The organism is Methanococcoides methylutens, assembly GCF_000765475.1.
Lineage (GTDB): Archaea > Halobacteriota > Methanosarcinia > Methanosarcinales > Methanosarcinaceae > Methanococcoides > Methanococcoides methylutens.
Genome location: NZ_JRHO01000014.1, coordinates 417,240 through 442,160, shown reverse-complemented (window position 1 = coordinate 442,160; position 24,921 = coordinate 417,240). Strand labels below are relative to the sequence as shown.

Genomic DNA, 24,921 nt, shown 5'->3' with positions numbered 1-24,921 from the left:
TTTTTTGATATTATTTTGATTATTTTTGTGTTCGTTGTCTCTTTTGATCGACCTTTCTGGTTCAACTTTCTACCCTATAGCTTAGATCCTTGCTATGGATAACAATACGATCAAAAGTATGAATCTAACAAGCATGCTCATTCCAGTCGAAAATGCTACGATCCTCAATCCGATCTTTGGTCCAAAAATAGAGACGTAACGTGGAATTATCGCCCTGACACTGAAGATGGGTAGCATGAACATGCTTCCAAGCATCAGTACTATCATTGCCTGCAGGTGTGATATTCCTCCATCACTGATCATAGGTCCAAGCAGTGATACTCCAAGGATAGGACTTGCGACATATGTTGTAAGGGGGATTATACTCTCAGGTGGTATGCCAAAAATGTCTGCAAGTGGGAGGACGTTGAACATTTCAAAGACTCCTCTGTCCCTTAAAGCAAAGACCAAAGTTGTCATTGTCAGGTAAATAATCGCTATCTTTGTGAAAAGACGCTTCTGCCTTCGGAATGCTTTTCCAATAGCATCTTTTACATGTGGACGTTCTGCTTTTTCAGGCTTAGGTACTGAACACGTGTGTTCCTTAAACCAGATCCTGCTCAGGATGATGACAACAGATACCTTCACAAAGGCACTGAGTATGAAGACCATCACATAGAATCCACCTACAACAGGTCCCAGTGCAGGAAGTACGATAGGTATCTGGTAGGTCAATATCTCTCTTATGTATGCAGGTGTGCTGTTCAGGATCGCACAAAGCATTGTTTCACGATCATCAAGACATCCTTCGTCCTTAATTTTCACAACCATGCTGTTCGCTGCGACGGTTGATCCAAGTGATACAAGGAACGCAGATGCACAGGATTGTGGGAGGTGAGTATGCTTGAAAAGAGGTTCTGTGAACCTTGAGAACTTTTGCATGAGTCCCATCTCAATAAGGAAGCCTGTTCCAAAAAGTCCTATAAATATGGTGATTATTATGGGGAATGCAAAATCAAGCACCCTTAAAAGCAGGTCAAACATAATCTTATAATGAGAATAACTGATAGATTAATCTATTTGATTGAAGTTATTATATTTTTATGAAAACCAAAACCTTGATATGAATTGTAATGCTTTTTTGTCTGGTGATCGTAAATGAAGAAAGATCTCATGGATATTCTGGCATGTCCTATCTGTAAAGGTGATCTTGTCCTGAATATTTCAAAAGAAGATGAAAAGGAAATTATCTCTGGAACACTCTATTGCTCAAAATGTAACGAGTATTTCCCTATTGAGGATGGCATCCCTAACATGCTCCCTCCTGAGCTGAGGGAATGATATAAAAAGGAATGATCTATAAACGAGGCTGAGCACACTTGCAACAGGTACATATAAACCGTCTTGGTGTTAATTCCATTGAGTTTGAATCCAATATAGTGGATATACCCTTATCTCCCGGTGGAGAACACAGTTTTGAGATCGTGATCATAAATTACGGTTCACCGACCCATGTACATTTATCTGCCAGCGATGAACTTCAGGATAACCTTACATTCCTGGAGGATAATCCCTATGTTTCACATGAGGAATATATACCTGTCATTGCACGCATTCCTTTTGACGGTCGCCTTTTGAACAAAGGTATGATCTTTGTAACTGTGGGGTATGGTTCAAAAACAGAAAGTTTCACTATAAATATCGGAATGTCGGATACTAACAATGTTCCTGCTCTGATCGATATAGATGAAAGGTTGTCGTCCCCTGCTCCGGTTATGACCACAAATAAAAAGACAAATTCCGGAAGTCATTTATCAGATATATTTACAGGCATCTCCGAGTCTTTTATTCATATGTTTGACACACGGAATCTTGTACTGTTCTCAGCTTTAATTATTATTTTAGCTCTGATCTACATAGCTGTACGCCTGGTATCAGGCAATAATATGGAAATTGGATTTGAGGTCGGCTTTTATACAGCATTAGCTTTTACCATAGTATTCACATCTTTAATCGCTTACCTGTTAACGCGGCTTCCAATATTTAAAAATAAATGAGGTAGTTGAATTCACATGAAATATATCATCGTCACCGGTGGAGTTATGAGTGGTCTGGGGAAAGGGATCACCACAGCATCTGTCGGCAGAAATCTAAAAAATAAAGGTTACAATGTTACCGCCATAAAGATCGACCCTTACATCAATATTGATGCAGGTACCATGAGTCCTTATCAGCATGGTGAGGTCTATGTCCTGAAGGACGGTGGTGAAGTTGATCTTGATCTTGGAAATTATGAACGTTTCCTTGATACTGAACTTACAAGGGATCACAACCTGACCACCGGTAAGATCTATGAGGCAGTCATAAACAAAGAGCGCAGAGGGGAATATCTTGGCAAGACCGTACAGATCATTCCTCACATAACCAATGAGATCAAGGAGCGCATACGCAGGATAGCAGCAAAGAGCGGTGCAGATGTCTGTTTAATTGAGGTAGGAGGTACTGTTGGTGATATCGAAAGCATGCCATTCCTTGAAGCATTGAGGCAGATGTATCGGGAAGAATCTCCTGAGAACATTGCGTTCCTTCATGTGACCCTGGTTCCCATGGATTCACAGGGCGACCAGAAAACAAAACCCACACAGCATTCTGTTAAGGAGCTAAGGGAATTGGGTCTCACTCCACATGTGATAGTTGCAAGGTGCAAAAGTGCTCTTATGGAAAGCACCCGTTCCAAGATCGCCCTTTTCTGTGATGTTCCGGTCGAAGCGGTCATCAGTGCCCACGATTCTGCGGACATCTATGAGGTCCCACTCCAGCTGGAGAAAGAAGGTCTCAGTGATTTCCTTTTAAAGAAACTTGATCTGAAGTCCACTCTGGAAGATACAAAGTGGGAAGAGATGGTTCAGAGGATGAACAACCCGACAGGTAATGTTAAGGTTGCAATTGTTGGAAAATACACTCACCTTGAAGATTCCTACATAAGCATTGTGGAATCTCTTAAACACGGTGCTATTGAATGTGGTTGCAAGTTCGATATAACCTGGTTTGACGCAGAAGCCTTTGATGATGTCCCAAAAGGTGTTGAGGATCTGGCTGGTTTTGATGGAATCCTTGTCCCTGGCGGATTCGGAGAACGTGGTACTGAAGGCAAGATACTCTCTATCAAATTTGCAAGGGAGAACAACATACCTTACCTTGGACTCTGTCTTGGTATGCAGCTTGCAGTGATCGAGTTTGCAAGGAATGTAGTCGGACTGGAAGGTGCAAACAGCAGCGAGTTCGAAGAGGCTACCCCTTACCCTGTTATAGACTTGCTACCTGAACAGGAAAATATAGTAGATATGGGTGCAACAATGCGCCTTGGTGACTATGAAGCCACTCTCAGGGAAGGTTCACTTGCAGAGAAAATATATGGTGAAAACATAATTATCGAGCGTCACAGGCATAGGTATGAGGTCAATCCAAACTATGTTGATCGTATTGAGGAATCTGGTATGATCTTCTCCGGAAAGAACAAGAACAGGATGGAGATTGCAGAAGTGCCTGCAAATGATTTCTATTTTGCATCCCAGTTCCATCCGGAATTCAGGTCCAGACCTGGAAGGCCATCCCCGCCGTTCAAGGCATTTATGGATGCAATGCTTAAAAAGAGCAAGGAAAGAAAGGACTGATCAAAAGATCATTCCTTTTCTCATTTTCATTTTTACTTCTATTCTTATATTTCTACTTATACTGATTTCAGATCGGATCTCTTATTTTATTTAAGTTTGGTCTTCGATCTTATTTTTGTATCTTTATCCGCTCAGCTCATTCTTGAAGGTTCCACTTTCATGTATTCTCTCAGAACAGTTGTAGCGTAGCTTCCCTTTGGAAGACTAAAATCAAGTTTAACGCTGTATTTTCCAGCGTTCAGTTCATCTTCACTGATACTATATTGCGGATCCACTCCAAGTAAGATCTCGCGTCGAAGGCCTTTAGATCCCATCTTCTCCATGGAGGGCACTTTAAATCCTTCAAAAGGCACATCCAGCTTTTCCAGCACATCTCTTTCGATCTCTCCTGGAACCCCGGATGCGATCTTCGTGTCATAACCGATAAGTGGAGCTGTTACAAATGCCCTTTTCCTTTTGACAAGATTGTTCATGCCGTCGATGTTATCCTCGGTGACTCTTTCAATACGGGAATTGTCAGGCAGTCCTGCCTTATTCTTGAAGCAGACAATATCTCCCACCACAGCTTTGTTAAGTGGCAGACCTTTCTTTATGCGCTGGCAAATAATGGTATTGTAGATGTATGACTGGTATGCGTGGACGAACATTTTCCTGATGTTCATCGGTAAGGTCTCAATAGCTCCGGCGAAATCCTCCGGTTTGGTGACCAGATGGTGCATCATAGCACGCTCATACCTCAGTTGTAAAGGGTAGCCTTTCAATCCTTCAACATAATTCCGTTCTTTATAGACCATTTCCCGTACTTCTCTTGTTTCTTCCGGCTCATCGGGATAGGCAGCTGCTATATAGTCGATAGCTGCTTTTTCGATATCTCCTCTTACGATGGATTCGCCGACAACATGGGTGATGGGACGGAATGCACCGAAACGCTGTATCCCAAAGAAGTTAGGGACTCCCCCCTGCTCCTTTATGGATTCCGTGGTCTGTTGCATTCTGCTTTCCAGCTCATCCTTCTCAAGATCTATCTCCCTTACAGTGATCACGAACTCGTTTCCTGTAAGGTCCCCAAGCTCCACACTCCTGTTAGATCTTCCCAGGACTTTTAGTTCAACATCCTTGAGATTTATCTTTTCGACCTTTTCCTCAGGGACATCGTAAATGCTTATCTTTTGCGTTGTAACAGCTCTCTTATCCTTGGTACCTGCAAAACCAATTCGTTTCTGGCTGATCCCCAGTATTCTTGAGATATCCCTTATCAGATGGTGTGTTTCCCAATTATGTTTGGTAAGCTCAACAATGAGGTATTTTCCTTCATCTCCCTCTTCCCGATTTGTGATCTCAATGACTCCGAAATCCTCTATCTGTCTTCGAAGTGCTCCTCCTATGCCGGGCGTATTGCTGGTGTAAAGTTCAATTCCTATCTGTTCTTCTACAGGTGGGACTTTGTACATGTTTTTCTCCTTCAGTCGGGAATAATATCTATTATATTAACTGTTTCTGTATTCGTAAAGATCCAGGCATCATCTGTTGGCATTCCTCCGGCCGGGAGGTCTCCTGCATAAAGGCCGGATGTTGTATCCAGTATCAGCCATGATCCATATTCGTCGGTTGTATAATAAACGGGAACACATTCATAGTATTTTTTCACTGCATCAATGTTATTCCTTGCTTCATCATCTTTTCCTATATATACGGTTGTAAAAGCATGATTGTCGGTAAAGTACATTCGGGTACTTCCGCCAATGGCTTCTATAAGGGAAGAAAGCAGGATGGCCGAATCGTCACAGTCACCGGCACGGACTTTCAGTGTTTCATCAGGCGTAGCCCAATAATCCTCTCCTCTGGGGTCGCTCATGTATTTGATCTCGCTCTTCACATGGTCGAAAAGTGAACATACCTGGTATATGTTGTACTCTCCCGGATATGCCATTGCACCAGAGGAGGCAAGTGCACGGACTTCTTCACTTCTTGGGTCCACCTTGTTATTTGTGATGGTGAATAACGGTTCTTCGTTAGACATGTACTCTATAGTAGTTTCATTAACTATGGGCATTACTTCAAGACTGATCTCTTCCAAAAATTGTAATCCATAATCATACCATTGGCCAGAGCTCGTTCCGGCAAGGATCCCAAATCCAAGTTTCATGTCTATGGATTCGGCATTCTCCGGAATATCAATGCAGATGAACCCGATCTTTTCTTTTTCGCCAGGCTCTATAGTATGTCCTGTTTCCTGTCCCTTATATTTTTTATCAGCTAATTCGATACCATAGCTATAAACGAAAATAGGTGTGTCTTCCCTGTTCTCAACAAAGACCTCTATTGTTGCGGGACTGTTCTCATAGAAATTAGTGTAGTAGTATGAAGTAGCGATCTCCAATGCAGGAGAACTGGTCGAGGTGGCATGAGGTTTGTCCTCGACATGGTCAGCTTTCTCATAAACTACCTTTGGAACGGTCAGTTCTTCGGCATCGACAACAATTTTGCTCATGTCGCCTGTAAAATAGTTGTATATGGGCAGCTCTTGTATGTCCTGGGAATCAATTGGGATGTTGGATATAGCAAATGCACCTATTGAAATCACTATCAGGAAATATGCTATGGTTATTAACAGGCAGTGACGACATACCATTGCTTTGCCTCATAAAGGTTATAACAATTTCAAGGAACCTGTGATCTTGTCAATAGCTTCTGCTTTTGCCGGTCCGATCCCAAGGACAGTTACCGTTCCAGGTGCTATCTCGGTAAGGCCTGCATCTGTGATCAATGCTGTAGCCAATCCTTCACGTCTTGCTTTTTCCTTAAGTTCAAAGAGGTCCTGAAGTTTCTCTGCTCTTAATACTACTTTCTTTTGTCCTCCCTCTTTCCATTTTTCAAGGTCGGAACGTCCTGCCCATTCTGCAGCTGATACAGCAGCGTGGGCTACCTGTACTGCAAGTTTCCCTTTTGAGAGCTTAAGGTCATCCCTGATCACGATACACTGTTTATATTCTGCCATTTGAAAGTTCCCCGATAAATATGAATTATTATGTTATATCTCTTTGATAACATCCTTTATGATATCATCAGCAGCATTAATTCCCCATGCCTTATATATCCCTGCCACCGAGGGTGTGCCATTGACTTCTAATATGAGGCTCTTGTCTACTTTATTATCACTTGTATCTCTCTTTTCTACAAGGTCAACTCCTGCAAAGAAAGCCCCGATAGCTCCGGCAGCCTTTATGCAGATCTCTTCCTGTTCCGTGGATAATTTGCATTGTGATACAGATCCGCCCTGGCTTATATTGTTGATCCATGATCCTTCCGGTGCAGTCCTGTATATCGCACCGATGAGTTTTCCATTAACAACAAATGCCCGGATATCCCTGCCCGGATTCTCGATAAATTCCTGTATGTATAACATTCCTCTCTGTTCCAGAAGCTGATCGATCTGTTCCGGAACAAGTTTTTTCTGCTTTGTTCCATTGGTGGGAATGTCCATACCGTTCTTTATCCTGTGGATTCCCATGCCCTTATATCCAAAAACAGGCTTTACAACGGCATCCTTCATTTCTTCGAGTACTTCCATTGCACTTTCAGTATCCTGGACAACCTTTGTTCTTGGGATGGGAAGTCCTCTGTTGGACAGCAGACAGGATGCATAATATTTGTTAGCAGCATTTTGGATCGCAGAGGGTGAATTTACAACAAGTACTCCTTCTTCCTCGAGCTGTCTGAGTATGTCGAAGCGGAAAGACACTCCCTCGAATGCTCCTGCACCGACATCTCTCACAACGATGGCATCGAATTGCAGCGGATCTGTCTTTCCGATATGCCACTCAGTTCGACCTCCGGTTGATACTTCTGCTTTCTGAAGGTCCATGATCTGATGCCCGATCTTGTTCTTTTGGCAAGCTTTTCCAAAGGCAATAGCTGTCGGATCTTCAGGATCTGTTACAATGATCCCTATCTTTTTCATTATAAATAACTAATATTAAAAGTACATCAAGATGTCGCAAAATATAGTTGGATGCACTAAACTAATCCAGAAAGTTTATACGGGCAATTATCCATCTATTAATGGGTGATAAATCTTGGATGTTCTATGGCTGGACCAGAACGATGTCAGGTCTTTACTTAATATTCCTGATGCAATGGATGCTGTTGAGAAAGCATTTGAACAGCATGGTAGGAAGAAAGTTCAGATGCCTCCTAAATCCTATTTGTATTTTGAACGTCACAATGGTGATCTGCGTACGATGCCTGCATATCTTGAAGAGCAGGACGTGGCAGGTGTGAAGATCGTGAATGTCCATCCGGATAATCGTCAGAAAGGGTTGCCTACGGTCATGGCACTTTTCATCCTGAACTCTACTGAAACAGGTGCCCCACTTGCTGTTATGGATGCTACTTATTTGACAGACATCAGAACCGGTGCAGCAGGTGGCATTGCAGCAAAACATCTTGCACGTCCGGAATCCCGTGTAGTAGGAATTGTGGGATCCGGTAATCAGGCAAGAACGCAATTACTTGCTATAGCTAATGTTTTCGATCTTGAAGAGGTCAAGGTCTATAGTAAACACAGAGATCGTGCTGAACAATTTAAGCAGGAGATGGAGTGTAAAGCAGGCTGTGTTATTACTGCCTGCTCATCAATAGAGGATGTGTGCGATTGTGACATCCTTGTCACTGTAACTCCTGTAAGGGAACCCATAGTGAAGCGAGAGTGGATCAAACCAGGCACTCATATTAATGCAATTGGTGCTGATGCTGCAGGTAAGGAAGAACTTGAGGCTTCTATATTAGTACAATCTCGGGTATTTGTGGATGATATTGCTCAGGCATCGCATTCCGGGGAGGTCAATGTTCCTTTATCTAGTGGAGTTATTGAGGTTGAAAATATCTGCTGTGAGCTTGGTGAAGTTATCGCAGGGATAAAACCCGGAAGGCTGGGTGATTCAGATATAACGTTATTTGATTCTACAGGTCTTGCGATACAAGATGTTGCAACTGCACTTCTTGTCTACAATGCAGCAAAGGAGAGATTTGTAGGCAAAAAGTTGTCTATGTTCTAATGGCAGGAGAACGTGCCGCATCTCATTTGATAAAGCCTTTCAGAGTTCAAAACATAAGGAATTTACGTGTTGATTCTTCTATCTTTTTTAGTTTTTTAATATTTGTTCAAATCTTGATCTTGTGAATTAGTATTCCTTTATTTTTTCCTAATTAGATTTCAGTCTTTATGCATGTGGTTTGCTTTATTCTGATTATTATTTAAAATTCACAAAAATCATCATAATGATAATTATTATACATCGATGCATAGATATATTTATATATAGATATATTTTATACCTCTGATTATATACTATAATACAAAAGGTGGCGGTTCGGTATGCATCCAATAATTAAACCATTAGGTATCCTACTAATGATCACTTTGCTAATGAGTGGTCTCACAAGTATTTCAACTAATTCACCGGGACTTGCTCCCGATCCAACAGATGATCGACATGAGAGTAAATACTCTGAATGGGAGGGTGCTTTTGTCGTCTCAAAGGATGGGGGAATTAGTATGGCAAGGTCCAGTGGTTTCGTTGGTGGCGGAGAAACTGATACTGAGGACGATAAAGTGTCTATCACTATTGAGAAATCCACGAATGGTTCTGACAGCGATACTGCTCCCGGTCTAGAGCTTCTGACTGGAACTACGGTCGAATGGACTTATGAGGTAGCCAACAACGGTGACCTGCCTCTTCAGAATGTTGTTGTTTCAGACAATGATAGCACCGTTGATCCAATTTACTTAAGTGGAGATGCTAACGGTAATGGTGTTCTTGATTCGGGTGAGTTCTGGCTTTACAATGCTACGGGTATAACCAAGGAAGGTCAGTACTCTAACATTGGTAATGTCACAGCTTACCATGGAAATACTATGTTATATGCTGAAGATTACAGCCACTACTTCGGTTTTACCGAACCTGTCTTCGAAGCTTCACCCGATATTGACCTTGAGAAGCATACCAATGGTCATGATAGCGATACTGCCCCTGGTCTTTCTATCCTTGCAGGTTCTCCTGTCGAGTGGACCTATTATGTTAACAACACTGGTAATGTGAATCTTAGTGTTCCTGATCTGTTCGATAACAGAACCTCTATCAGCGCAGATCCAATCTCTGGTGATGATGGTGATGGCGTCTTTGAACCTGGTGAGGTGTGGGTCTATAATGCATCCGGTTTTGCTACTGAAGGTCAGTATGTGAACTTTGCTAACGTCACTGCTTCATATAATAATGAATTAGTCCACGATGAGGATCTGAGTCACTACTTCGGTGTGAATGCATCAATTGATATCGAGAAGTTCACTGATGGTCATGACGTTGATGGACCAATAGGTCCATATCTATTGTTTGGTTATCCGGTTGAATGGACCTATAATGTGACAAACACAGGAAATGTAAATCTTACTATTCAGGACGTTTCAGACAACAGAACGTCTGTTAGTGAATATCCGATTAATGTGGATGACAATGGCATATTTGAACCAGGTGAAGTTTGGGTTTATAATGCCAGTGGAGAGGTTATCCTGGGCCAGTATTGCAATATTGGAAATGTAACTGCATCTTACGGAGAGTTCATAGCGATGGATGAGGACCTAAGCTATTACTTCGGTATCGATCATTCAGAATATGATGTTATGGTTGAAGGTCTTGGTTATTGGAAAAAGGAAACAAATTGGGATAATTGGTCAATTGAAGAAGTAACTGTAGGTGATGTAACTTATAGTAAATCTGCTGCAATTGTTAATATGAGTGGTAATGGGGATAATAATGAGCCGCACACTTATACCATGTTCCGACACTTGGTGACAGCTAAATTGAATGTCCTGATTGGTGTGCCATATTATCCTTATGACGACAACGGTACGCCAGTATATTTCATCGAAGAAGCAGATGAATGGATGGTTCTTTATCCACTAGGTACGAATAATTCTGTAGTAGGGGATGCATGGGACCACAACACCAGTAGTCAAATTTCTGGAAACCAACTCAAGAATTGGTTGGAGATGTATAATGAAGGAGAATTGTACATCGACCATTCTTGATCTTTAACGATGTGTCGGACGGGCAGGTTTGATATAATGACCTGTCTCTCTTCTTTTTTTATTTATAATTCAAAAGTCATCATTATGATGAGCATACAGTTCTCTATAGATATATTTATATACAAATATCGCCAATATCTTAATTGGGTACAAATGGTGGTGGTAACGAGGACTCAAGCATTTCCGAGTTTAGGTATGTTCAACAAAGAACAGGAATTTATACTGTATTTCTGACCGTATCAAATGGGATGTTGGAGATCTTTGAATTCCCGACAATTGCATTCCAGTATTAGTTTTTCGGGACTAATGCTCTGTTCCTTTTACAAAGAAAAAAATAAACCGTGGTGGTACAAATGGAGCTTGTAAAAGTATATTGTGAACATTGTGGAAGTGAGATCATTGTATATGACACTCATGTGAAAAAGCACATGTACTGTACTATACACTGTCTTGAATCCGCGGGTGGAGGTTCTTCAGGTGGCAGTAACCAAAGTGCATCGGCCTGAGGATCTTCTATATTTTTTAAAATTTATTTTTTGCAATTGTTTGTTTTTAGTTTTATCTATTTATCTGCTTTTTCTTTTTCGCCATCTTTAAATAATACTGTGGTATTACTAGGGTAATATCCTATTATTTCTTTGGAGTTTCCTCATGAGATCTGTAACATTAATGAGCAGTGGTCTTGATTCTGTATCTGCTCTTGCAATTGCAAAAAAGTCCTCCGATGTGGTCCTTGCCCTAACGTTCGATTATGGGCAACGCTCTGTCAGGAGGGAGATCGATTATTCAAAAGCAATTTGTGATCATTATGGTATAGAGCACAGGATCATCCCTCTGGACTGGTTAAAGGATATTACGAACACATCCCTTGTGAATGAGGAAGTGGATGTTCCTGAGCTATCGGTCGATGATATTTCCGGGAAAAATGAGAGTGTTACTGAAGATTCCGCAAAGAGTGTATGGGTTCCTAACAGGAACGGTGTTTTCCTGAATATTGCAGCAAGCTTTGCTGAAAGCTATGATTGCGATAATGTTATTGCAGGATTCAACGGGGAGGAAGCAAAAACATTCCCTGATAACTCCAAAGAGTTCGTTGATGCTTCTGACAGGTGTTTTTCCTATTCTACTGCAAATGGTGTGGAGGTCCTTGCACCTCTTATCGATATGGACAAGAAATCCATTGTATTTGAAGCAATTGAGGCAGAGGCGCCACTGGGGTGGAGCTGGAGCTGTTACCACGGTGAAGATAAGCCATGCGGTGTATGTGAAAGCTGCGTAAGGCGTGCACGTGCTTTCCATGAAGCTGGTCTGAAGGATCCCCTTATGGTAAGGCTGGGGCTGGATGTTTAAAGATAATAAAGGTGCTTATTATGGAAAGTATTATTCTTGATGAAAAAACGGATTATGACGGAAGCCAGATCTCTTCTTTGTGGGCATACAACCTGAAAGGTATCCAGCAGGACTCCATCGTTGCTTTCAGAGGTGGCTGTGATGTGAAGCTCGAGCATATGATCGACCTTGAGGATAAGAGGATGGGTGATTCCATTTACTCTACTGATATGCTTCATTTCCTCATAGAACACTTTGACTCTACTGATCTTAAGCTCGTCTATGCAAGGCAGAGGTTGTTCACTGCGATCGTTGCAGAGGCACTTCTGGATGGTGGTATCACGACAACAAGGCAGGGAGACGATCTTTTTGTGAATGGAAAAAAGCTGACAATCTCCATTGCAAGCACTTCTGCGGTATCTCAGAAGATCCACTTCGGGATCAATGTTTTTCATGATTTTTATGGAAATCTTACAGATAACGGGCTCGATGAGGCAAAGGCAGTCGGACTTCTCGGGGATATAGCGAACAGATATGTGGCCGAGTTCGAAGATATCGAAAAGGACCTTCGCAAGTCCCGGCCACTGGATGTGGTATGATGCAGGTACCGATCAGTGAGATATTCTGCTCTGTTCAGGGTGAAGGTCCCCATGTGGGCGTGAGGCAGGCTTTCGTAAGGTTCGTCGGATGCAATCTCAACTGTTCTTATTGTGACACGAATGTTGAGAGGCCGGCTTTCTGTAACTTTGAAAAGGTCCCCGGGACGAACGAATTCCAGGAATTGCCAAATCCTCTTGATGTGGAAACTGTCAGTGAGCTGCTGAACAGTTATGAGAACGTCCATTCGATATCACTTACAGGCGGAGAACCTCTCCTCGAGGCAGATTTCATTGCAGAGATGGATGTTTCAAGGCCACTTTACCTGGAGTCCAATATGACCCTTCCGGATATGGCAAAGAAGATCAGTGACAAAGTTTCCTATGTTTCAGGGGACGTAAAGCTTATTGATGAGTTCGAAGGTGAGGATTTTGAATCCCATCTCGAAAGGACATTCGAGTGCTTCCGAACTCTACGGAACACAAAGGATCGGGAGTGTTTCTGTAAACTGGTCATTACAAAGAACACAGCTGTCGATGACATATTGAATATTGTTGATTCAATTTCAGGATATGTGTCCTGCGTGGTACTTCAGCCGGTTACTCAGAAGCATTTTGCTCCTGAAATTAATTTTATGCTCAAACTACAGAACGATCTGCTTGATTCAATAGATACGTTGATAATTCCTCAAACACATAAGATGTGGGGTTGTTTATAATGACAAAAATGAGACTTGGAATAATAGAATACATAGATAGTGCACACTATTTGCCTGAACATGAGACCTGTGGTATCGTCCATGGTCACACCTATAAGATAGAGATCGTTCTTGAGGGTGAGAAAAAGGAAAACGGAATGGTCATGGATTTCTATGAGATCAAGAAGACCGTACGTGAGATCCTTAAGAAGTATGACCACAAACTCCTAAATGATATTCTCCAATTCCCGAGTGCAGAGAACATGTGTGAGCACATTCATGCAGACCTTTCAGAAAATCTTGGTTATCCGCTTTCTGTGAAGGTATGGGAAGGGCATGGTAAGTGGTGTGAACTGAATGGTTTGGAGTGATCTCTCCACAACCTATATCTATAACGGTTCTAATTGAATTGCAGACTTCATATTATTTATTCTGGAGGAGAAACTTTGCCTGATACTGATAAAATCCCTGAGGAATGTCACGATGAGAATGGCGTTGATCTTGATGTTATGAGGAAGATCTCAGAACATCCTTGTTATAATAAAGAAGCACAGCACAAATATGGTCGTATCCACCTGGCTGTAGCTCCGAAGTGCAATATACAGTGCAATTATTGTGACCGCAAGTTCGATTGTGTCAATGAGAGTCGCCCAGGTGTAACAAGTGAAGTATTGACTCCCCAGGAAGCATTAGAAAAGACAAGGAATGTTCTCAAGGATTATCCTTTCATTAAGGTAGTTGCAGTAGCAGGTCCTGGCGATCCTCTTGCTAACGATGAGACCTTTGAGACCCTTGAACTCATTAAGAAAGAGTTCCCTGATGTGACCCTTTGCCTTAGTACAAACGGACTGGCACTTCCTGATAAGATCGATGATCTTCTAAGGGTTGGTGTCAGCACACTGACTGTTACCCTTAATGCGATCGATCCTGAGATCCAGGCAAAGATCGTGGACCATATAGCTTATAAAGGAAAGTCCTACACAGGCGTGGAAGCTGCAGAGATCCTGATACATAATCAACTTGAAGGCATCAAGATGGCAGTTGAGGCCGGACTTGTTGTTAAGATCAATACGGTGCTTATAGCTGAGATCAATAAGGACCACATTTTAGAGGTTGCAAAGAAAGTGCGTGAGCTTGGTGTCTTTATCATGAACATCATGCCTCTTATCTGTCAGGCAAAGTTTGCGGACATGGAAGCACCTTCTGAGAAACAGCGTAAGGATGTGCAGGCTATCTGTGAGCCTTATGTGCAGCAAATGCGCCACTGTCGCCAGTGCAGGTCTGATGCATATGGTCTTCTGGGCAAGGACCTCTCTCAGATGAGCGAGGAGCGCAGGAACGTTATCAAGATGGAGTCTATCAAAAAGAAGGAACATGAAGAATGATCTTCTTCTGTTCTGCCTGAACTACACAAGGGGGATGATATACTTGGATATTGAACAACTGGCTACAAACCTTCGAAACTTTGAAGGTGTGACCCGCAAGAAACCAATAGCTGACATTGTCAATATGTTTGATGAAGTGCGCAGCGAATATGGCGAGACCATCGTGGATTTCGGAGATGATGCCGCGGTACTCGATACTGGCGGGGATGAGGTCATACTGTTCGCTGCTGACGCGATATGGGGAAGGATAGCGCTTGAGAGCCCCTGGTGGACAGGATACACATCCGTAGTTGTGAATGTCAATGACATATCGGCAATGGGTGGAAGGCCTGTTGCAATGGTCAATGTCATGTCTTCCTGTGATACAGAAGCATGCAAAGAGATGATGCGTGGTATCAAGGATGGAGTAAAGAAGTTCGGTGTCCCCATGGTTGGGGGGCATGTTCATCCTGACACTCCATACAATTCACTTGGTGTTGCTATCATTGGTGTTGCAAAGAAGGACTGCATTGTCAGAAGCGATATGGCAAGGCCGGGAGATGCTATAATAGCTGCCTATGATATGGACGGTCGTGTAGGCAAGAATTCCCCTTACAGCTGGGATACTACATCTTTTAAGGATAACCAGACCGTTCGCGACCGTTTCCTTGTGATGCAGACCCTCGCTGAGAAGAAGCTGCTTACAGCAGGGAAGGATATCAGTAATCCGGGAACTGTGGGAACGCTTGGAATGCTGTGTGAGACCAGCAAGGTCGGTGCATCTGTGGATGTTACAAAGATACCCATGCCGGAGGGCCTTGAGCTGGAGCAGTGGCTTAAGATATATCCTGCAACCGGTTATATTTTAACTGCAAAGCCGGAGAACTGTGATGAGTGCATCCGGATATTTGAGGATGTTGGAATTACTGCGGCTGTGATCGGTGAGATCAACGATTCCAAAGAAATAGATATTTATTCAGATGGCCAGAAGGCAGTTGTCTTTGATCTTAACACTGATACCATTACAGGTATCGATATGGAAACAGAAGATATTTGATCAGAATATGGTCAGAAAATGTGAAATGAACCTGTTATCAATTCAACAGGTTCTTTTTTTTTAAAATATCAGCATTATTCAACGAATGCTTCCATTTCCTTGAAAAAGTACTGTTCTGCCTCTTTAACGACATCAAGCTTGCCTCTAAGAGCAATAACTTCTCTTTTGTCAGATTCTACAACATTAACGGTGATATGTCTTTCAACTGGCTGAAGGCCAAATTCTTCTACAATATCATAGATGATGTATGATGGTGTTCCTGGAGGCATTACAAGGTCGAAAAGCTCCTCGATATCTTCTCCAAATTCCTCTTCGAGCTCTTTATTCTCTTTCCTTTTTTCGAGGTCTTCAATTGTCAGCATTTTTGGCATTGTGATCACCTTTGTATGACAGAACTGATGGTACGTTCTACATATATAGTAATCGCTGCTTCCTATCAGCCGTTTTTTTGAAATTGGGGGACGTGTGGGTGAAAAGTTACAATATGTCTTTCCTGTTCTGTATTGCAGAAAAGTATTATATGTCCGGATGATGATTTCTTTATAGAATAATTCAGGATGAATCATTATGAGACTGATAAACCTATCTGATAATACGGGGCAGATACGTGTGGAATTTGCTGGCTGCAATATGAAATGCCCATATTGTGTGCATATCCGGCAGCCAAAGGAAGAGTATTCTATTGAGGATGTTGTGGACCTTGCAAAGGGATCTGAGAGCAAGGACGTCTATCTGGGCGGTGCGGAGCCAACCCTGCAGAAGGACCTGCTTCCCCTGATCGAAGAGCTCCATGCTGCCGGAAAGAGCATACTGCTTAAATCCAATGGAATGAAGCCGGATGTCCTTGAGAAGGCACTTCCTTTTGTCAAAGGATTTGTGATCGAGATAAAGGCACCTCTTGATGATGTTCCTGCGATCATGGAACTGACCGGCATGTCGGAGGAGCGCACTGTTAAATACATCTCTTTGCTGCGTGAATCCCTGGACATTGCAAAGCAGAAGTGGCTGAGGGTCTGGATAAGGGTGATTCCGGAGTTCGTCAATACCGATACTGTGGCTCGTATCCTGCCGGATATAGGGGATGCATCGGAGGTCATGCTGTACCAGTTCATGAGCAATCCTGATTTTGACCTGCCTTTCAAGGGTCACGATACGCCAACTCCGCAATGGGATGAGGTCAGAAAGCTTGGTGAGATGTTACTTGAAAAGGTGCAAAAGGTCAGGCTTGTGGGAGTCGGTGGAAAACTGGTTCTTGAGAAGGATTGATCTTATCAATATATCCCAAAACCAAAAGCTTCTCAAATGACTTGCCATACCGGAATATTTATTCGTGTTAATAGCTATCTGTAATACGATAGCAATGCAGGAATACAAATTAAAACGTGGTTTTTCCCCGGACATCGAAAGAATGTATGAAGAAATTGGAAAATGCTTCCCAAGCGAGATCAAACGCGAGGGTGACAAGCTTTTAGTTTCTTATGGAGTGATGACAGAACTGTCAGTCTGGATGGACGGCAAGAAGCTGGTGGTAGATACTGTTACTGACGCTTCTCTCGGCGACGACGAGATGATCCTTGACACTAACAAGCGCTTCAGGGATTTCCTTCAGCTGGCAACCGGCTACACCGCTAAGGAACGCCTTAAGCAGGCAAAGAAGGCAGTATCCAAGTAAGACCTTTTGATCCCAGGGGATATTGATCATCTGTGACATTCGTTAATAAGGAATTCCTTAAGGCACTGAAGTCCTTCGACATACCGACGTGCCTGAGGGTATGTGCAGGTACCGATGGGTCTGTAACATTCCTCCTCGAGATTATGACTCGTAAGGACGTCTCTGTGGTCACTGAAGCACAGCATCTCGTACAAGCAGACGAGGAAACCGCATCCCTCCTCGATATTGCTGTAGGGTCTGACGTAAACTACCGCCTTGTGACGCTTTTTGCAGGCGACCAGCCCTTCGTCAGGGCACTATCCCTGTCCCCAATCGAGCGTATGCCCGATGACATCCGGCAGGACCTCATGCGCGCGGATATCCCCATCGGCAAGATACTCCGAAACAGCGGCATCGAGACCCGCCGTGACTTCGACAACATCGAAATAACCGAAGATGAGCCGATTTTCGACAGCAGTAAAGCACTTTCAAGGTCATATCGCATAGTACACGACAACAACACTCTCATGTGGATAAATGAGAAGTTTCCGGTGGATGAGCGCTGGAATTTATAAACCCGACCGAAAGGTTCATAATTGATTCTGTGTATCTGGAAGCCACATCACAACCCCCCCATTTTTGAAGGTGCCTCGGTGGCTTAGGGGTATAGTGCGTCCTTGGTAAGGACGAGGTCGTGGGTTCAAATCCCACCCGAGGCTCCATTCTTATTACAAAACTATCCAGTCATTGGTTCTATTTTTACCATAATGTAGTTAATTAAGATCGGGTCTAATTTTGGTTTTGTAGAAATCCTCAAAATTTGGACGAGAATTTAAATTAACAATAATTCAAAATGTATGGCAGATATTGAGGCTTATTTCCTATGTTCACCTGTTGATGGTGATTTTGATAGGTTTTCTACAGAACCGAAATAATGATAATGGGATAAGGGGAATCAGATGAAAATAACTGACAAGTACAATGAGATAAGATCAATCCTGATCCCAGGGTTTGACGTGGGTACGCCAAAGGAGATCAATTTCGGTATTCAGTTCAGCGTATCAAAGAAACAGTTTTCCCGCGTAATAAGAATATACGATGGAAAGAAGGGAATTAAAGTTGATCTGTCCCAGTTAGGCACATCACCTGAAGCAGAAGAAATACGTATTACACTAAGAGAAGGTGTAGTACCTTCGCCTAATAATAAGAACATTTCAATTCCCGAAGAAAAGTTAACATCATCTATAGACTTGTCTGTTACAAATGGACATGGTGTAATTGGCTCTGATGAATCAGGTAAGGGTGATTTCTTTGGTCCTCTTGTGGTAGCTGCAGTAAAGACCACTCCGAAAATTGAATCAATTCTTGAGGGGATCGGTGTCAGGGATTGCAAACAGTTGAGCGATTGTCAGAACATTTCTATTGCAAAGCAGATAAAGGGCTCAATTTCAGCTGATATGTTCTCCGTGAAGATCCTTGAACCAGTTGCATACAATAAATATTATGAAAATGTTCAGAACCTGAACATTATGCTTACCGTAAACCATGTAAGTGCGATCAGAGACCTGTACCAGCAGGGCGATAGCATCATAATTGACAAGTTCGCATACCACGACAGCATGGTCGAGGATGAACTTCGCCAATGGAACATCGATGTGAAGCCTGTTCAGATACCCAGAGCAGAAGACCAGTCAATTGCAGTGGCTGCAGCATCGATCCTTGCACGTGCAGCTTTCCTTGAAGCTATACAGGAAATGAACGAGAGGTATATCGGAATATTCCCAAAGGGTGCATCGGATAAGGTTAAGAAGGTTGGTGCAAAGTTCATTGAAAAGTATGGCAGGGATAGGTTACACGAAGTTGCAAAAATGCACTTCAAGACAGCATCCGAGATATGGGGACGCTAAGTCAAAAAAGAACATCCCAAACGGCAAATAAGATCAAATTGGTGATGATTGAAATGGTAGGACAGAATATGTCAGGTTTATAACCTCATTTAGATCATTTCTCTGGAGATCTTATAGAAACTCGAAAATCCCAATTTAATTTATTTTTATTTACAGGTGAGAAATCACATCTGATCATCGCTTCTTTAAACTGCTTATTTGTGATGAAGAAACCATCTGGTGCTTGTTCAAAAAGAAGTTTAAGCGCATAACTGGTGTAATTTTTATTTGATATTTGTTGTGGGAGTATGTTTAACGTTATCCAATTATCCAGGGCGTTTTTTTGAATATCGGGTAATTCGTATTCACTCGTATCTTTCTTTCCTTTTGCCATATTGATACTGAACGATTTGCAAATATTTAATTCACATCCTCTTTAACTAAGAACACTTCCTCTATTGTGGGACTTTGGAATCTTTGAAGTAATAGGCGATAAATAATCTAACTGCTTTTTGATAGCGTACACTTTTTGTACGTTGTATATATCCCCGAAAAATGATACGAGGGATATGATTCAAATTTCGGCCTTTAACAAAATTGATCTGTTGGTTACTGGAGCAATATATATCCAATTTGATTTGAATATGTTGAATTATGTCACAATAATGATTAACAAATCATTTACCTTGAATGATCATGCTGAGTGTATTATAGAGAATTAATGATGCAGTAAATGGCAATTCAAAAATGGAAATTAACAATTCCAATCAATCTGTGGATTTGCTTTGCTGGATGAAAACCCTTCCACGGTTTTAGTTACATAAATAGACTGAAATAAATAAGAAAAGTTCAGTCCTGATACAATTAACTATATTGTATCGAGGTACTGACTTCCTCCGCCGTTTTCCTTACGGAGCAAAATGAACGTTCATTTTTTCATTCCTATTCCCTCAGCTAATGCTTGAATTAAATCAAGAAATTGTTTTACAAAAGCTCCAACCAGAAAAGATATGCCTGCTTTTATTTGAATCATCTTTTCAGTATCATTAGTAGTTTCGATTGCGTTAATCACATCTTGTAAGGTTGAATTAGTTAAGCTGATGTTTGGCTGTTCAGTTGTAATATTAAAATCAAAAAATATCAAATCAAATAACAGATATATTCCAATTGCCATTAGAGGAGCAGCTACTACCCTTAAACCCTTTCTTTCAATATCAAAATCCTTTAATTTATCAAGAAAAGGCGTATCATTGAATTCATCTAATTTGTTCTGATCATCTTTTATTTTTTCTTTTTTTACTTTCCATTCGCCTGCAGTAGAAGCAAAAAAATACATTAATCCACCAATTACACTAAAAACAATTACATAAAGAGGTATAAGTGGATAGTCATTAATAGATTCATTTATCAAGAAAGATCTTGGCTTAAATGCTGCTATATAGATAAAAATTATACTAGCAAGTATTGCTGATGCAAAAATAGCTTCTGCAGCTTTAGGCATGCGAATCATGTTTTACTCCCCTTAATTCTATTTTATACAATTTCAGCTGGAAGCCCCCACTTGCAGCTGTTTAAGTCAAACGTACTTTATTTTAGTACTCCCAACCTCACATAGAAATCTAACATCATTATATAAAATTTTGTTTATCTATAATGTTAAGGAAGTATTCTAATAAAATCTATTGTTTGATAAGATCGATAGCTAAATTGATAATGAATAGTTGTGCCACTGGCACAACCAAAAATTAGTATTTCAATTTACAATAACAACAGGACCTCGCATCATTGTAGCTTTTGGCCGATCGATCTGTTCTGAAAAATCAAGTAAAATAGGCATGCCGTGTTTTTCAGAATTCACTTTTGCTGATGCAATAAGAGATACGATGTTATCGACTTGCTCTTCTCCATTGATGGCTTTTCCAGCATATATGCATATCATGGCTCCCACATCCTCAGGATTTAAAGATAGGAACACTTTGTTCTCTATGCAATGTATGTATTTAATGGCATCAACATTGACATTGCAAGGGGTGAAGATATTTTCATCTTTAACTGCTTTTATATATACTGTGTGCATTATTTTCCGTCCTCCGATGGATTATAGATTATATCATAATATAATAAGTTATTTTTAATGTACTTCATAGCCCCGATGAATTTCTCAATTGTTGTCAGAGCACCACTAAAGCGGGTGGCGCCTTAAAGCGCTTGTTTATTGTTGCAGTAGAAAATGTGCATTAATTATGCTTAAAATTTGACAATCATAATCATATTGATTTTCCAAATATCATCAGTATAAAAAACATTGCAAAAATAGTGCCAGCAAAAAAACAAAGATAAGCAATGCTTAAATAATTTCTCTTTTTAACATTAATTTTATAATTTTCATCTATTTTTTCCCCAATATCAAATGAAAGTGTAGCTCTTATTTTATCTATTGATTCTTGCTTAATACATTCATTTATGAAATAATCTGAATCAATTTCATACGACACAAAACGGCTTATATACACAAGTAAAGAGAAAAGTATTGAAGAAACGAATGAGATAACTGAAAAGGAAATTAATAAGTACAAATTATTTCCAAATTCTACATCTCCTTTTAATGAAGCAAAACTGCTAATTAACAACCCTATTAAAACTCCTGAGAAAATAACAATATTTGTCCCTTTACTTTCCATATTTAGAGATATTTCTTGTTGTGACTTATATTGTTCAAATAAAATTTCATGCATAAATTTTAAATTTTCAAGGACAATTTGATTATTCATTTGAGTACCTTCTAATAATATTCTAATAGTAAACGTGATTATTATTAAAATTTTTTGTGCATATGTTTAATTGTCTCAACCCCCCACTGGAACTAAAATTAGAAATAGTAAATCGGCTAAATAACATATGATAGTTAGTCCCAATGACTAACATGCACATAATAACGGAAGGGAGTAAATGAGTCTATTTAACAGAATGGAAACCGTCCTCAAGGCGAAGATGAATAAGATCGTCAATCGTATGGAAGACCCTCGGGAGACACTTGACTATTCCTATGAGAAGCAGCTGGAAATGTTGCAGGGTGTAAAAAGAGGGGTGGCTGAGGTAGCGACGTCTAAGAAGAGGTTGCAGTTGCAGCGCTCGAAGCTGATGCAGAGCATTGACAAGCTTTCCGGGCAGGCAAGGGATGCCATCAAGAGTGACAGGGAAGACCTTGCAAGACTTGCACTTGAGCGCAAGGGTGCGCTGGAGATCCAGGTTCAGGGGCTTGACCAGCAGATAGCTGATCTTGAAAAAGAGCAGGACAAGCTGGTGGCTGCTGAGAAGCGTCTTTCAACCAAGGTAGAGGTCTTCAGGACGAAGAAAGAGACCATCAAGGCACAGTATACTGCTGCTGAATCCCAGGTAAAGATCAATGAATCAATTTCAGGCATCAGTGAAGAGATGGCGGATGTTGGTCTTGCTGTTGAGAGAGCAGAGAACAAGACCGAAGATATGAAGGCACGCGCCTCTGCCCTTGATGAGCTCATCGAGACAGGCACTCTTGATGACGTCACAAGCAGTGGTGATGATATTGACAGGGAGCTTGCAAAGATCAGTGCAGAATCGAATGTCGAGACGGAGCTGGCAAAACTCAGGCAGGAGGAAGGTAAATGATAATCAGAATAATGGGTGAAGGGCAGTTCGAGGTCCCCGGAAGTCTGTTCGACGAGCTCAACATCATTGACAACAGGATCGTGGAGCTTGTAGCCAAGGAAAATGAAGCAGATTACAGGACTGAGCTTTCAAGGCTCATCAATGTGATCAAATCTAACGGGAAGCAACTTGATGATGCAAGCATTGTGGAATCCAACATCATTGTCCCGCCTGAAGACTTGAGCTTACAGGAAGCAAAGGAGATCTTTACCGGAAGCGGTCTTCTCGAAGACTGAATCCGACATCTTTAATCTTTGATTGTTGATCTTTAATCTTTAGAATGGCATTCCCCATAGGGGATACCATTTTTCCACATTTTTCTCCACCGGCAGCTCGTTCTCTATAAGGGCTTTGAGCCTGAGCTCCGTGGAATTGTCCCTTTCCTGCTTACCCCGGGGTACGAAAGGATAGTAGCTGCCCTGCTTGAAATTATAGATCCAGTAGACAGGGCCTTCGCTCTCAAAGCGGTACACTGCGCACAGGATCTGTTCTGAGAAACCCTGCTCGATCAGGGTCTGGCAGACCATATGTATGTTCGTGACAAGGTCCTCGAAATCGGTATCATCCAGGATCACCCAGAGAAAGTTGTACTTGTCCTTCTCGATGTGGAAATTAGTCCCTGTCTCCTGTGTGCTGTAGCTTAACAGCTCCTCTATCTCCTTTCTGGTATTCTCATACTGGGAAAGGGACATGGACTTAAAGCAGATGCCTGCCTGACCGGACGGGTGCAGGTTCAGGCTCACCTCCATGGTGACCACTGCAGTTGAGATCGCGAACAGCCGCTCCGTATTTGATGGCGGTAACTTGCTCCTTCCGAGCAGGGAATCGAACATGCCTTTTAGTCCCATCAGAACTCAAGCTCCTGTTGTAATTTTTCAAGTGCTGCGAGTCTTTTCTCCGTGGATGGGTGGGTCGAGAGCAGGCTCATGAAAGAACCTGAGACCGCCGGGATTATGAAAAATGCATTCATGCCCTCCACTGATCTCAGGTCATCCTGGGGGATGCGGGGCATGATTCCGCTTATCTTCGTAAGTGCTGATGCCAGGTTGGAGGGCTGGCCTGTGATGACCGCTGAACCCCTGTCCGCCGCAAATTCCCTGTACCTTGAAAGGGCGCGTATCAGCAGGAAACTGATGACCCATACAAGCAACGAGACGATCCAGATCGCAATAATTCCGCCGGATTCCTTTCTTCTGCTTCCCATGCCTCCCATACCGCCAAAGTAGAAACTGTACCTGACGATGTAGAATGCCAGGGTCGATATGAAACTGGCTATGGTCAGTATTGCCATATCCCTGTTCTTTACATGGCTCAGTTCATGTGCAAGCACGGCTTCCAGCTCTCCCTGATTTAACTGGTCCATCAGTCCCGTGGTTATAGCAACCACTGCATTCTTGGGACCTCTGCCGGTTGCAAAGGCATTCGGGATCGATGTGTTCACCACTGCGATCCTGGGGATTGGCAGGTCCGCTATGGCACATAACCTGGTAATGGTCTGGTGGAGTTCAGGCTCCTCATATTCAGAAACGATGGTTGCATGCATGGTCCAGAGGACCAGACGGTCCGAGTAGTAATATTGTGCTCCCATGAATACGCCTATGAACAACAGCATAAACATCTGGGGAGCACCCGAATAGAACAGGAATGCAAGAAATAATAGGTAAACTGCCGCCAGAAGGAATAGTGTCAACAGCATCCTGCCCTCAAGTCCCCTGTCATGTTTCCATTTCAAATTGATAACCTCTTATCTTCACATAAAATATATTCGACATCGTATTCATAAATGTATCTTAACGTAAACCTATACTGAGCTTACACATTATAAATATGTGCAATGTATCTGATCACTATGGTAGTAAAAGGTGCCGGGGAGTACAAACTTAAGAATACGCAAGTATGGTATCTTCTGTTTT

General features: G+C 41.9%; 30 protein-coding genes and 1 tRNA gene. 19 read left to right on the top strand and 12 right to left on the bottom strand.

All coding sequences use genetic code 11. The features are described 5' to 3' along the window. Positions 1-81: 81 nt before the first annotated feature. Positions 82-1,023 carry a nucleoside recognition domain-containing protein gene (locus LI82_RS09380; RefSeq protein WP_048195263.1) on the bottom strand — a complete coding sequence of 314 codons (942 nt, stop codon included), beginning with the start codon at positions 1,021-1,023 and terminating at the stop codon, positions 82-84. A 114-nt stretch (positions 1,024-1,137) separates the two neighbouring features. Between LI82_RS09380 and LI82_RS09375 the strand changes: the two genes are divergently transcribed. From LI82_RS09375 to pyrG, 3 genes are read left to right on the top strand one after another with little or no spacing between them, the layout of a single operon-like run. Further along, positions 1,138-1,320: a methytransferase partner Trm112 gene (locus tag LI82_RS09375; protein ID WP_048195261.1), complete on the top strand. Its 183-nt coding sequence runs from the start codon at positions 1,138-1,140 to the stop codon at positions 1,318-1,320. Between the two features lie 38 nt (positions 1,321-1,358). Further along, positions 1,359-2,036: a DUF7524 family protein gene (locus LI82_RS12550; RefSeq protein WP_052402867.1), complete on the top strand. Its 678-nt coding sequence runs from the start codon at positions 1,359-1,361 to the stop codon at positions 2,034-2,036. Positions 2,037-2,051: 15 nt separating this feature from the next. Then, on the top strand, positions 2,052-3,653 hold the full coding sequence (pyrG, locus tag LI82_RS09365; RefSeq protein WP_048195258.1) for a glutamine hydrolyzing CTP synthase: 1,602 nt from the start codon (positions 2,052-2,054) through the stop codon (positions 3,651-3,653). Positions 3,654-3,784: 131 nt separating this feature from the next. Here pyrG and truD read toward each other — a convergent pair whose 3' ends face one another. The 4 genes from truD to mptN are packed head-to-tail and all read right to left on the bottom strand — an operon-like array spanning position 3,785 to position 7,614. Next, the gene (gene truD / locus LI82_RS09360; RefSeq protein WP_048195257.1) at positions 3,785-5,104 is read right to left on the bottom strand and encodes a tRNA pseudouridine(13) synthase TruD; all 1,320 of its coding nucleotides are present in this window, start codon (positions 5,102-5,104) and stop codon (positions 3,785-3,787) included. 11 nt (positions 5,105-5,115) lie between these two features. After that, the gene (locus LI82_RS09355; RefSeq protein WP_052402865.1) at positions 5,116-6,285 is read right to left on the bottom strand and encodes a transglutaminase-like domain-containing protein; all 1,170 of its coding nucleotides are present in this window, start codon (positions 6,283-6,285) and stop codon (positions 5,116-5,118) included. Between the two features lie 18 nt (positions 6,286-6,303). Beyond that, positions 6,304-6,651 (bottom strand): peptidyl-tRNA hydrolase Pth2, encoded by a 348-nt coding sequence (gene pth2, locus LI82_RS09350; RefSeq protein WP_048195255.1) that lies wholly within the window; start codon positions 6,649-6,651, stop codon positions 6,304-6,306. 33 nt (positions 6,652-6,684) lie between these two features. After that, a complete protein-coding gene (mptN, locus tag LI82_RS09345) occupies positions 6,685-7,614 on the bottom strand; it encodes a tetrahydromethanopterin:alpha-L-glutamate ligase (protein WP_048195253.1) in 930 nt (309 codons plus the stop codon). 115 nt (positions 7,615-7,729) lie between these two features. On the opposite strand from mptN, the gene ala reads away from it, so the two are divergent. The 9 genes from ala to LI82_RS09300 all read left to right on the top strand — a co-directional run bounded on the left by ala (position 7,730) and on the right by LI82_RS09300 (position 15,784). Then, complete coding sequence (gene ala, locus LI82_RS09340; RefSeq protein WP_048195251.1) at positions 7,730-8,710, top strand: alanine dehydrogenase; 981 nt, start codon at positions 7,730-7,732, stop codon at positions 8,708-8,710. Positions 8,711-9,030: 320 nt separating this feature from the next. Further along, positions 9,031-10,740, top strand: coding sequence for a DUF7507 domain-containing protein (locus LI82_RS09335; RefSeq protein ID WP_152567536.1), 1,710 nt, complete (start codon positions 9,031-9,033; stop codon positions 10,738-10,740). Between the two features lie 353 nt (positions 10,741-11,093). Beyond that, positions 11,094-11,246, top strand: a complete 153-nt coding sequence (locus LI82_RS13225; protein ID WP_167879767.1) for a hypothetical protein — start codon at positions 11,094-11,096, stop codon at positions 11,244-11,246. A 145-nt stretch (positions 11,247-11,391) separates the two neighbouring features. Continuing rightward, complete coding sequence (gene queC / locus LI82_RS09325) at positions 11,392-12,090, top strand: 7-cyano-7-deazaguanine synthase QueC (protein ID WP_048195245.1); 699 nt, start codon at positions 11,392-11,394, stop codon at positions 12,088-12,090. A gap of 20 nt (positions 12,091-12,110) precedes the next feature. Then, entirely contained in the window at positions 12,111-12,668 is a 558-nt protein-coding gene (locus LI82_RS09320; protein WP_048195242.1) for a DUF366 family protein, read from the top strand. Next, on the top strand, positions 12,665-13,384 hold the full coding sequence (locus LI82_RS09315) for a 7-carboxy-7-deazaguanine synthase QueE (protein ID WP_394297412.1): 720 nt from the start codon (positions 12,665-12,667) through the stop codon (positions 13,382-13,384). Before LI82_RS09320 ends, LI82_RS09315 begins: the two co-directional genes overlap by 4 nt. Beyond that, on the top strand, positions 13,384-13,734 hold the full coding sequence (gene queD / locus LI82_RS09310; protein WP_048195240.1) for a 6-carboxytetrahydropterin synthase QueD: 351 nt from the start codon (positions 13,384-13,386) through the stop codon (positions 13,732-13,734). Before LI82_RS09315 ends, queD begins: the two co-directional genes overlap by 1 nt. 138 nt (positions 13,735-13,872) lie before the next feature. Beyond that, positions 13,873-14,748: a nitrogenase cofactor biosynthesis protein NifB gene (gene nifB / locus LI82_RS09305; protein ID WP_135607216.1), complete on the top strand. Its 876-nt coding sequence runs from the start codon at positions 13,873-13,875 to the stop codon at positions 14,746-14,748. Positions 14,749-14,791: 43 nt separating this feature from the next. After that, positions 14,792-15,784, top strand: a complete 993-nt coding sequence (locus LI82_RS09300; protein ID WP_048196210.1) for a methanogenesis marker 2 protein — start codon at positions 14,792-14,794, stop codon at positions 15,782-15,784. Between the two features lie 74 nt (positions 15,785-15,858). Here the strand turns inward: LI82_RS09300 and LI82_RS09295 are convergent, their stop codons facing one another. Next, a complete protein-coding gene (locus LI82_RS09295; RefSeq protein ID WP_048195236.1) occupies positions 15,859-16,155 on the bottom strand; it encodes a hypothetical protein in 297 nt (98 codons plus the stop codon). Positions 16,156-16,351: 196 nt separating this feature from the next. Between LI82_RS09295 and LI82_RS09290 the strand changes: the two genes are divergently transcribed. From LI82_RS09290 to LI82_RS09270, 5 genes are all read left to right on the top strand, one after another. Then, on the top strand, positions 16,352-17,050 hold the full coding sequence (locus LI82_RS09290; protein WP_048195234.1) for a radical SAM protein: 699 nt from the start codon (positions 16,352-16,354) through the stop codon (positions 17,048-17,050). Positions 17,051-17,114: 64 nt separating this feature from the next. Next, positions 17,115-17,456, top strand: coding sequence for a DUF5611 family protein (locus LI82_RS09285; RefSeq protein WP_330217378.1), 342 nt, complete (start codon positions 17,115-17,117; stop codon positions 17,454-17,456). A gap of 32 nt (positions 17,457-17,488) precedes the next feature. After that, on the top strand, positions 17,489-18,010 hold the full coding sequence (locus LI82_RS09280; protein WP_081955806.1) for a chorismate--pyruvate lyase family protein: 522 nt from the start codon (positions 17,489-17,491) through the stop codon (positions 18,008-18,010). Positions 18,011-18,082: 72 nt separating this feature from the next. Continuing rightward, positions 18,083-18,157 (top strand) — tRNA-Thr (locus LI82_RS09275). 237 nt (positions 18,158-18,394) lie between these two features. Then, positions 18,395-19,342: a ribonuclease HIII gene (locus LI82_RS09270; RefSeq protein ID WP_052402864.1), complete on the top strand. Its 948-nt coding sequence runs from the start codon at positions 18,395-18,397 to the stop codon at positions 19,340-19,342. A gap of 94 nt (positions 19,343-19,436) precedes the next feature. Here the strand turns inward: LI82_RS09270 and LI82_RS09265 are convergent, their stop codons facing one another. The 4 genes from LI82_RS09265 to LI82_RS09250 form a co-directional block, all read right to left on the bottom strand. Then, a complete protein-coding gene (locus tag LI82_RS09265) occupies positions 19,437-19,715 on the bottom strand; it encodes a hypothetical protein (RefSeq protein WP_048195233.1) in 279 nt (92 codons plus the stop codon). Positions 19,716-20,249: 534 nt separating this feature from the next. Next, on the bottom strand, positions 20,250-20,822 hold the full coding sequence (locus LI82_RS09260; protein WP_135607203.1) for a hypothetical protein: 573 nt from the start codon (positions 20,820-20,822) through the stop codon (positions 20,250-20,252). 252 nt (positions 20,823-21,074) lie between these two features. Next, positions 21,075-21,398, bottom strand: coding sequence for a hypothetical protein (locus LI82_RS09255; protein WP_048195229.1), 324 nt, complete (start codon positions 21,396-21,398; stop codon positions 21,075-21,077). Between the two features lie 190 nt (positions 21,399-21,588). Next, on the bottom strand, positions 21,589-22,092 hold the full coding sequence (locus LI82_RS09250; protein ID WP_048195227.1) for a hypothetical protein: 504 nt from the start codon (positions 22,090-22,092) through the stop codon (positions 21,589-21,591). Between the two features lie 178 nt (positions 22,093-22,270). Here LI82_RS09250 and LI82_RS09245 point away from each other — a divergent pair, with 178 nt between their 5' ends. Further along, positions 22,271-22,969 carry a PspA/IM30 family protein gene (locus tag LI82_RS09245; RefSeq protein WP_048195225.1) on the top strand — a complete coding sequence of 233 codons (699 nt, stop codon included), beginning with the start codon at positions 22,271-22,273 and terminating at the stop codon, positions 22,967-22,969. Then, complete coding sequence (gene pspAA / locus LI82_RS09240; protein WP_048195223.1) at positions 22,966-23,244, top strand: PspA-associated protein PspAA; 279 nt, start codon at positions 22,966-22,968, stop codon at positions 23,242-23,244. Before LI82_RS09245 ends, pspAA begins: the two co-directional genes overlap by 4 nt. Positions 23,245-23,283: 39 nt before the next feature. On the opposite strand, the gene pspAB is transcribed toward pspAA, so the two are convergent. Continuing rightward, entirely contained in the window at positions 23,284-23,856 is a 573-nt protein-coding gene (pspAB, locus tag LI82_RS09235; RefSeq protein WP_048195221.1) for a PspA-associated protein PspAB, read from the bottom strand. After that, on the bottom strand, positions 23,856-24,740 hold the full coding sequence (gene htpX, locus LI82_RS09230; protein ID WP_081955805.1) for a zinc metalloprotease HtpX: 885 nt from the start codon (positions 24,738-24,740) through the stop codon (positions 23,856-23,858). The genes pspAB and htpX overlap by 1 nt, the downstream gene beginning before the upstream one ends. Between the last annotated feature and the right edge of the window lie 181 nt (positions 24,741-24,921).

What these genes read in the sequence shown, in the direction of transcription:
- LI82_RS09380 (WP_048195263.1), bottom strand. Translation starts at nt 1,023, where the DNA reads ATGTTTGACCTGCTTTTAAGGGTGCTTGATTTTGCATTCCCCATAATA.
- LI82_RS09375 (WP_048195261.1), top strand. Translation starts at nt 1,138, where the DNA reads ATGAAGAAAGATCTCATGGATATTCTGGCATGTCCTATCTGTAAAGGT.
- pyrG (WP_048195258.1), top strand. Translation starts at nt 2,052, where the DNA reads ATGAAATATATCATCGTCACCGGTGGAGTTATGAGTGGTCTGGGGAAA.
- truD (WP_048195257.1), bottom strand. Translation starts at nt 5,104, where the DNA reads ATGTACAAAGTCCCACCTGTAGAAGAACAGATAGGAATTGAACTTTAC.
- LI82_RS09355 (WP_052402865.1), bottom strand. Translation starts at nt 6,285, where the DNA reads ATGGTATGTCGTCACTGCCTGTTAATAACCATAGCATATTTCCTGATA.
- pth2 (WP_048195255.1), bottom strand. Translation starts at nt 6,651, where the DNA reads ATGGCAGAATATAAACAGTGTATCGTGATCAGGGATGACCTTAAGCTC.
- mptN (WP_048195253.1), bottom strand. Translation starts at nt 7,614, where the DNA reads ATGAAAAAGATAGGGATCATTGTAACAGATCCTGAAGATCCGACAGCT.
- LI82_RS09335 (WP_152567536.1), top strand. Translation starts at nt 9,031, where the DNA reads ATGCATCCAATAATTAAACCATTAGGTATCCTACTAATGATCACTTTG.
- LI82_RS13225 (WP_167879767.1), top strand. Translation starts at nt 11,094, where the DNA reads ATGGAGCTTGTAAAAGTATATTGTGAACATTGTGGAAGTGAGATCATT.
- queC (WP_048195245.1), top strand. Translation starts at nt 11,392, where the DNA reads ATGAGATCTGTAACATTAATGAGCAGTGGTCTTGATTCTGTATCTGCT.
- LI82_RS09320 (WP_048195242.1), top strand. Translation starts at nt 12,111, where the DNA reads ATGGAAAGTATTATTCTTGATGAAAAAACGGATTATGACGGAAGCCAG.
- LI82_RS09315 (WP_394297412.1), top strand. Translation starts at nt 12,665, where the DNA reads ATGATGCAGGTACCGATCAGTGAGATATTCTGCTCTGTTCAGGGTGAA.
- queD (WP_048195240.1), top strand. Translation starts at nt 13,384, where the DNA reads ATGACAAAAATGAGACTTGGAATAATAGAATACATAGATAGTGCACAC.
- nifB (WP_135607216.1), top strand. Translation starts at nt 13,873, where the DNA reads ATGAGGAAGATCTCAGAACATCCTTGTTATAATAAAGAAGCACAGCAC.
- LI82_RS09295 (WP_048195236.1), bottom strand. Translation starts at nt 16,155, where the DNA reads ATGCCAAAAATGCTGACAATTGAAGACCTCGAAAAAAGGAAAGAGAAT.
- LI82_RS09290 (WP_048195234.1), top strand. Translation starts at nt 16,352, where the DNA reads ATGAGACTGATAAACCTATCTGATAATACGGGGCAGATACGTGTGGAA.
- LI82_RS09270 (WP_052402864.1), top strand. Translation starts at nt 18,395, where the DNA reads ATGAAAATAACTGACAAGTACAATGAGATAAGATCAATCCTGATCCCA.
- LI82_RS09265 (WP_048195233.1), bottom strand. Translation starts at nt 19,715, where the DNA reads ATGGCAAAAGGAAAGAAAGATACGAGTGAATACGAATTACCCGATATT.
- LI82_RS09260 (WP_135607203.1), bottom strand. Translation starts at nt 20,822, where the DNA reads ATGCCTAAAGCTGCAGAAGCTATTTTTGCATCAGCAATACTTGCTAGT.
- LI82_RS09255 (WP_048195229.1), bottom strand. Translation starts at nt 21,398, where the DNA reads ATGCACACAGTATATATAAAAGCAGTTAAAGATGAAAATATCTTCACC.
- LI82_RS09250 (WP_048195227.1), bottom strand. Translation starts at nt 22,092, where the DNA reads ATGAATAATCAAATTGTCCTTGAAAATTTAAAATTTATGCATGAAATT.
- LI82_RS09245 (WP_048195225.1), top strand. Translation starts at nt 22,271, where the DNA reads ATGAGTCTATTTAACAGAATGGAAACCGTCCTCAAGGCGAAGATGAAT.
- pspAA (WP_048195223.1), top strand. Translation starts at nt 22,966, where the DNA reads ATGATAATCAGAATAATGGGTGAAGGGCAGTTCGAGGTCCCCGGAAGT.
- pspAB (WP_048195221.1), bottom strand. Translation starts at nt 23,856, where the DNA reads ATGGGACTAAAAGGCATGTTCGATTCCCTGCTCGGAAGGAGCAAGTTA.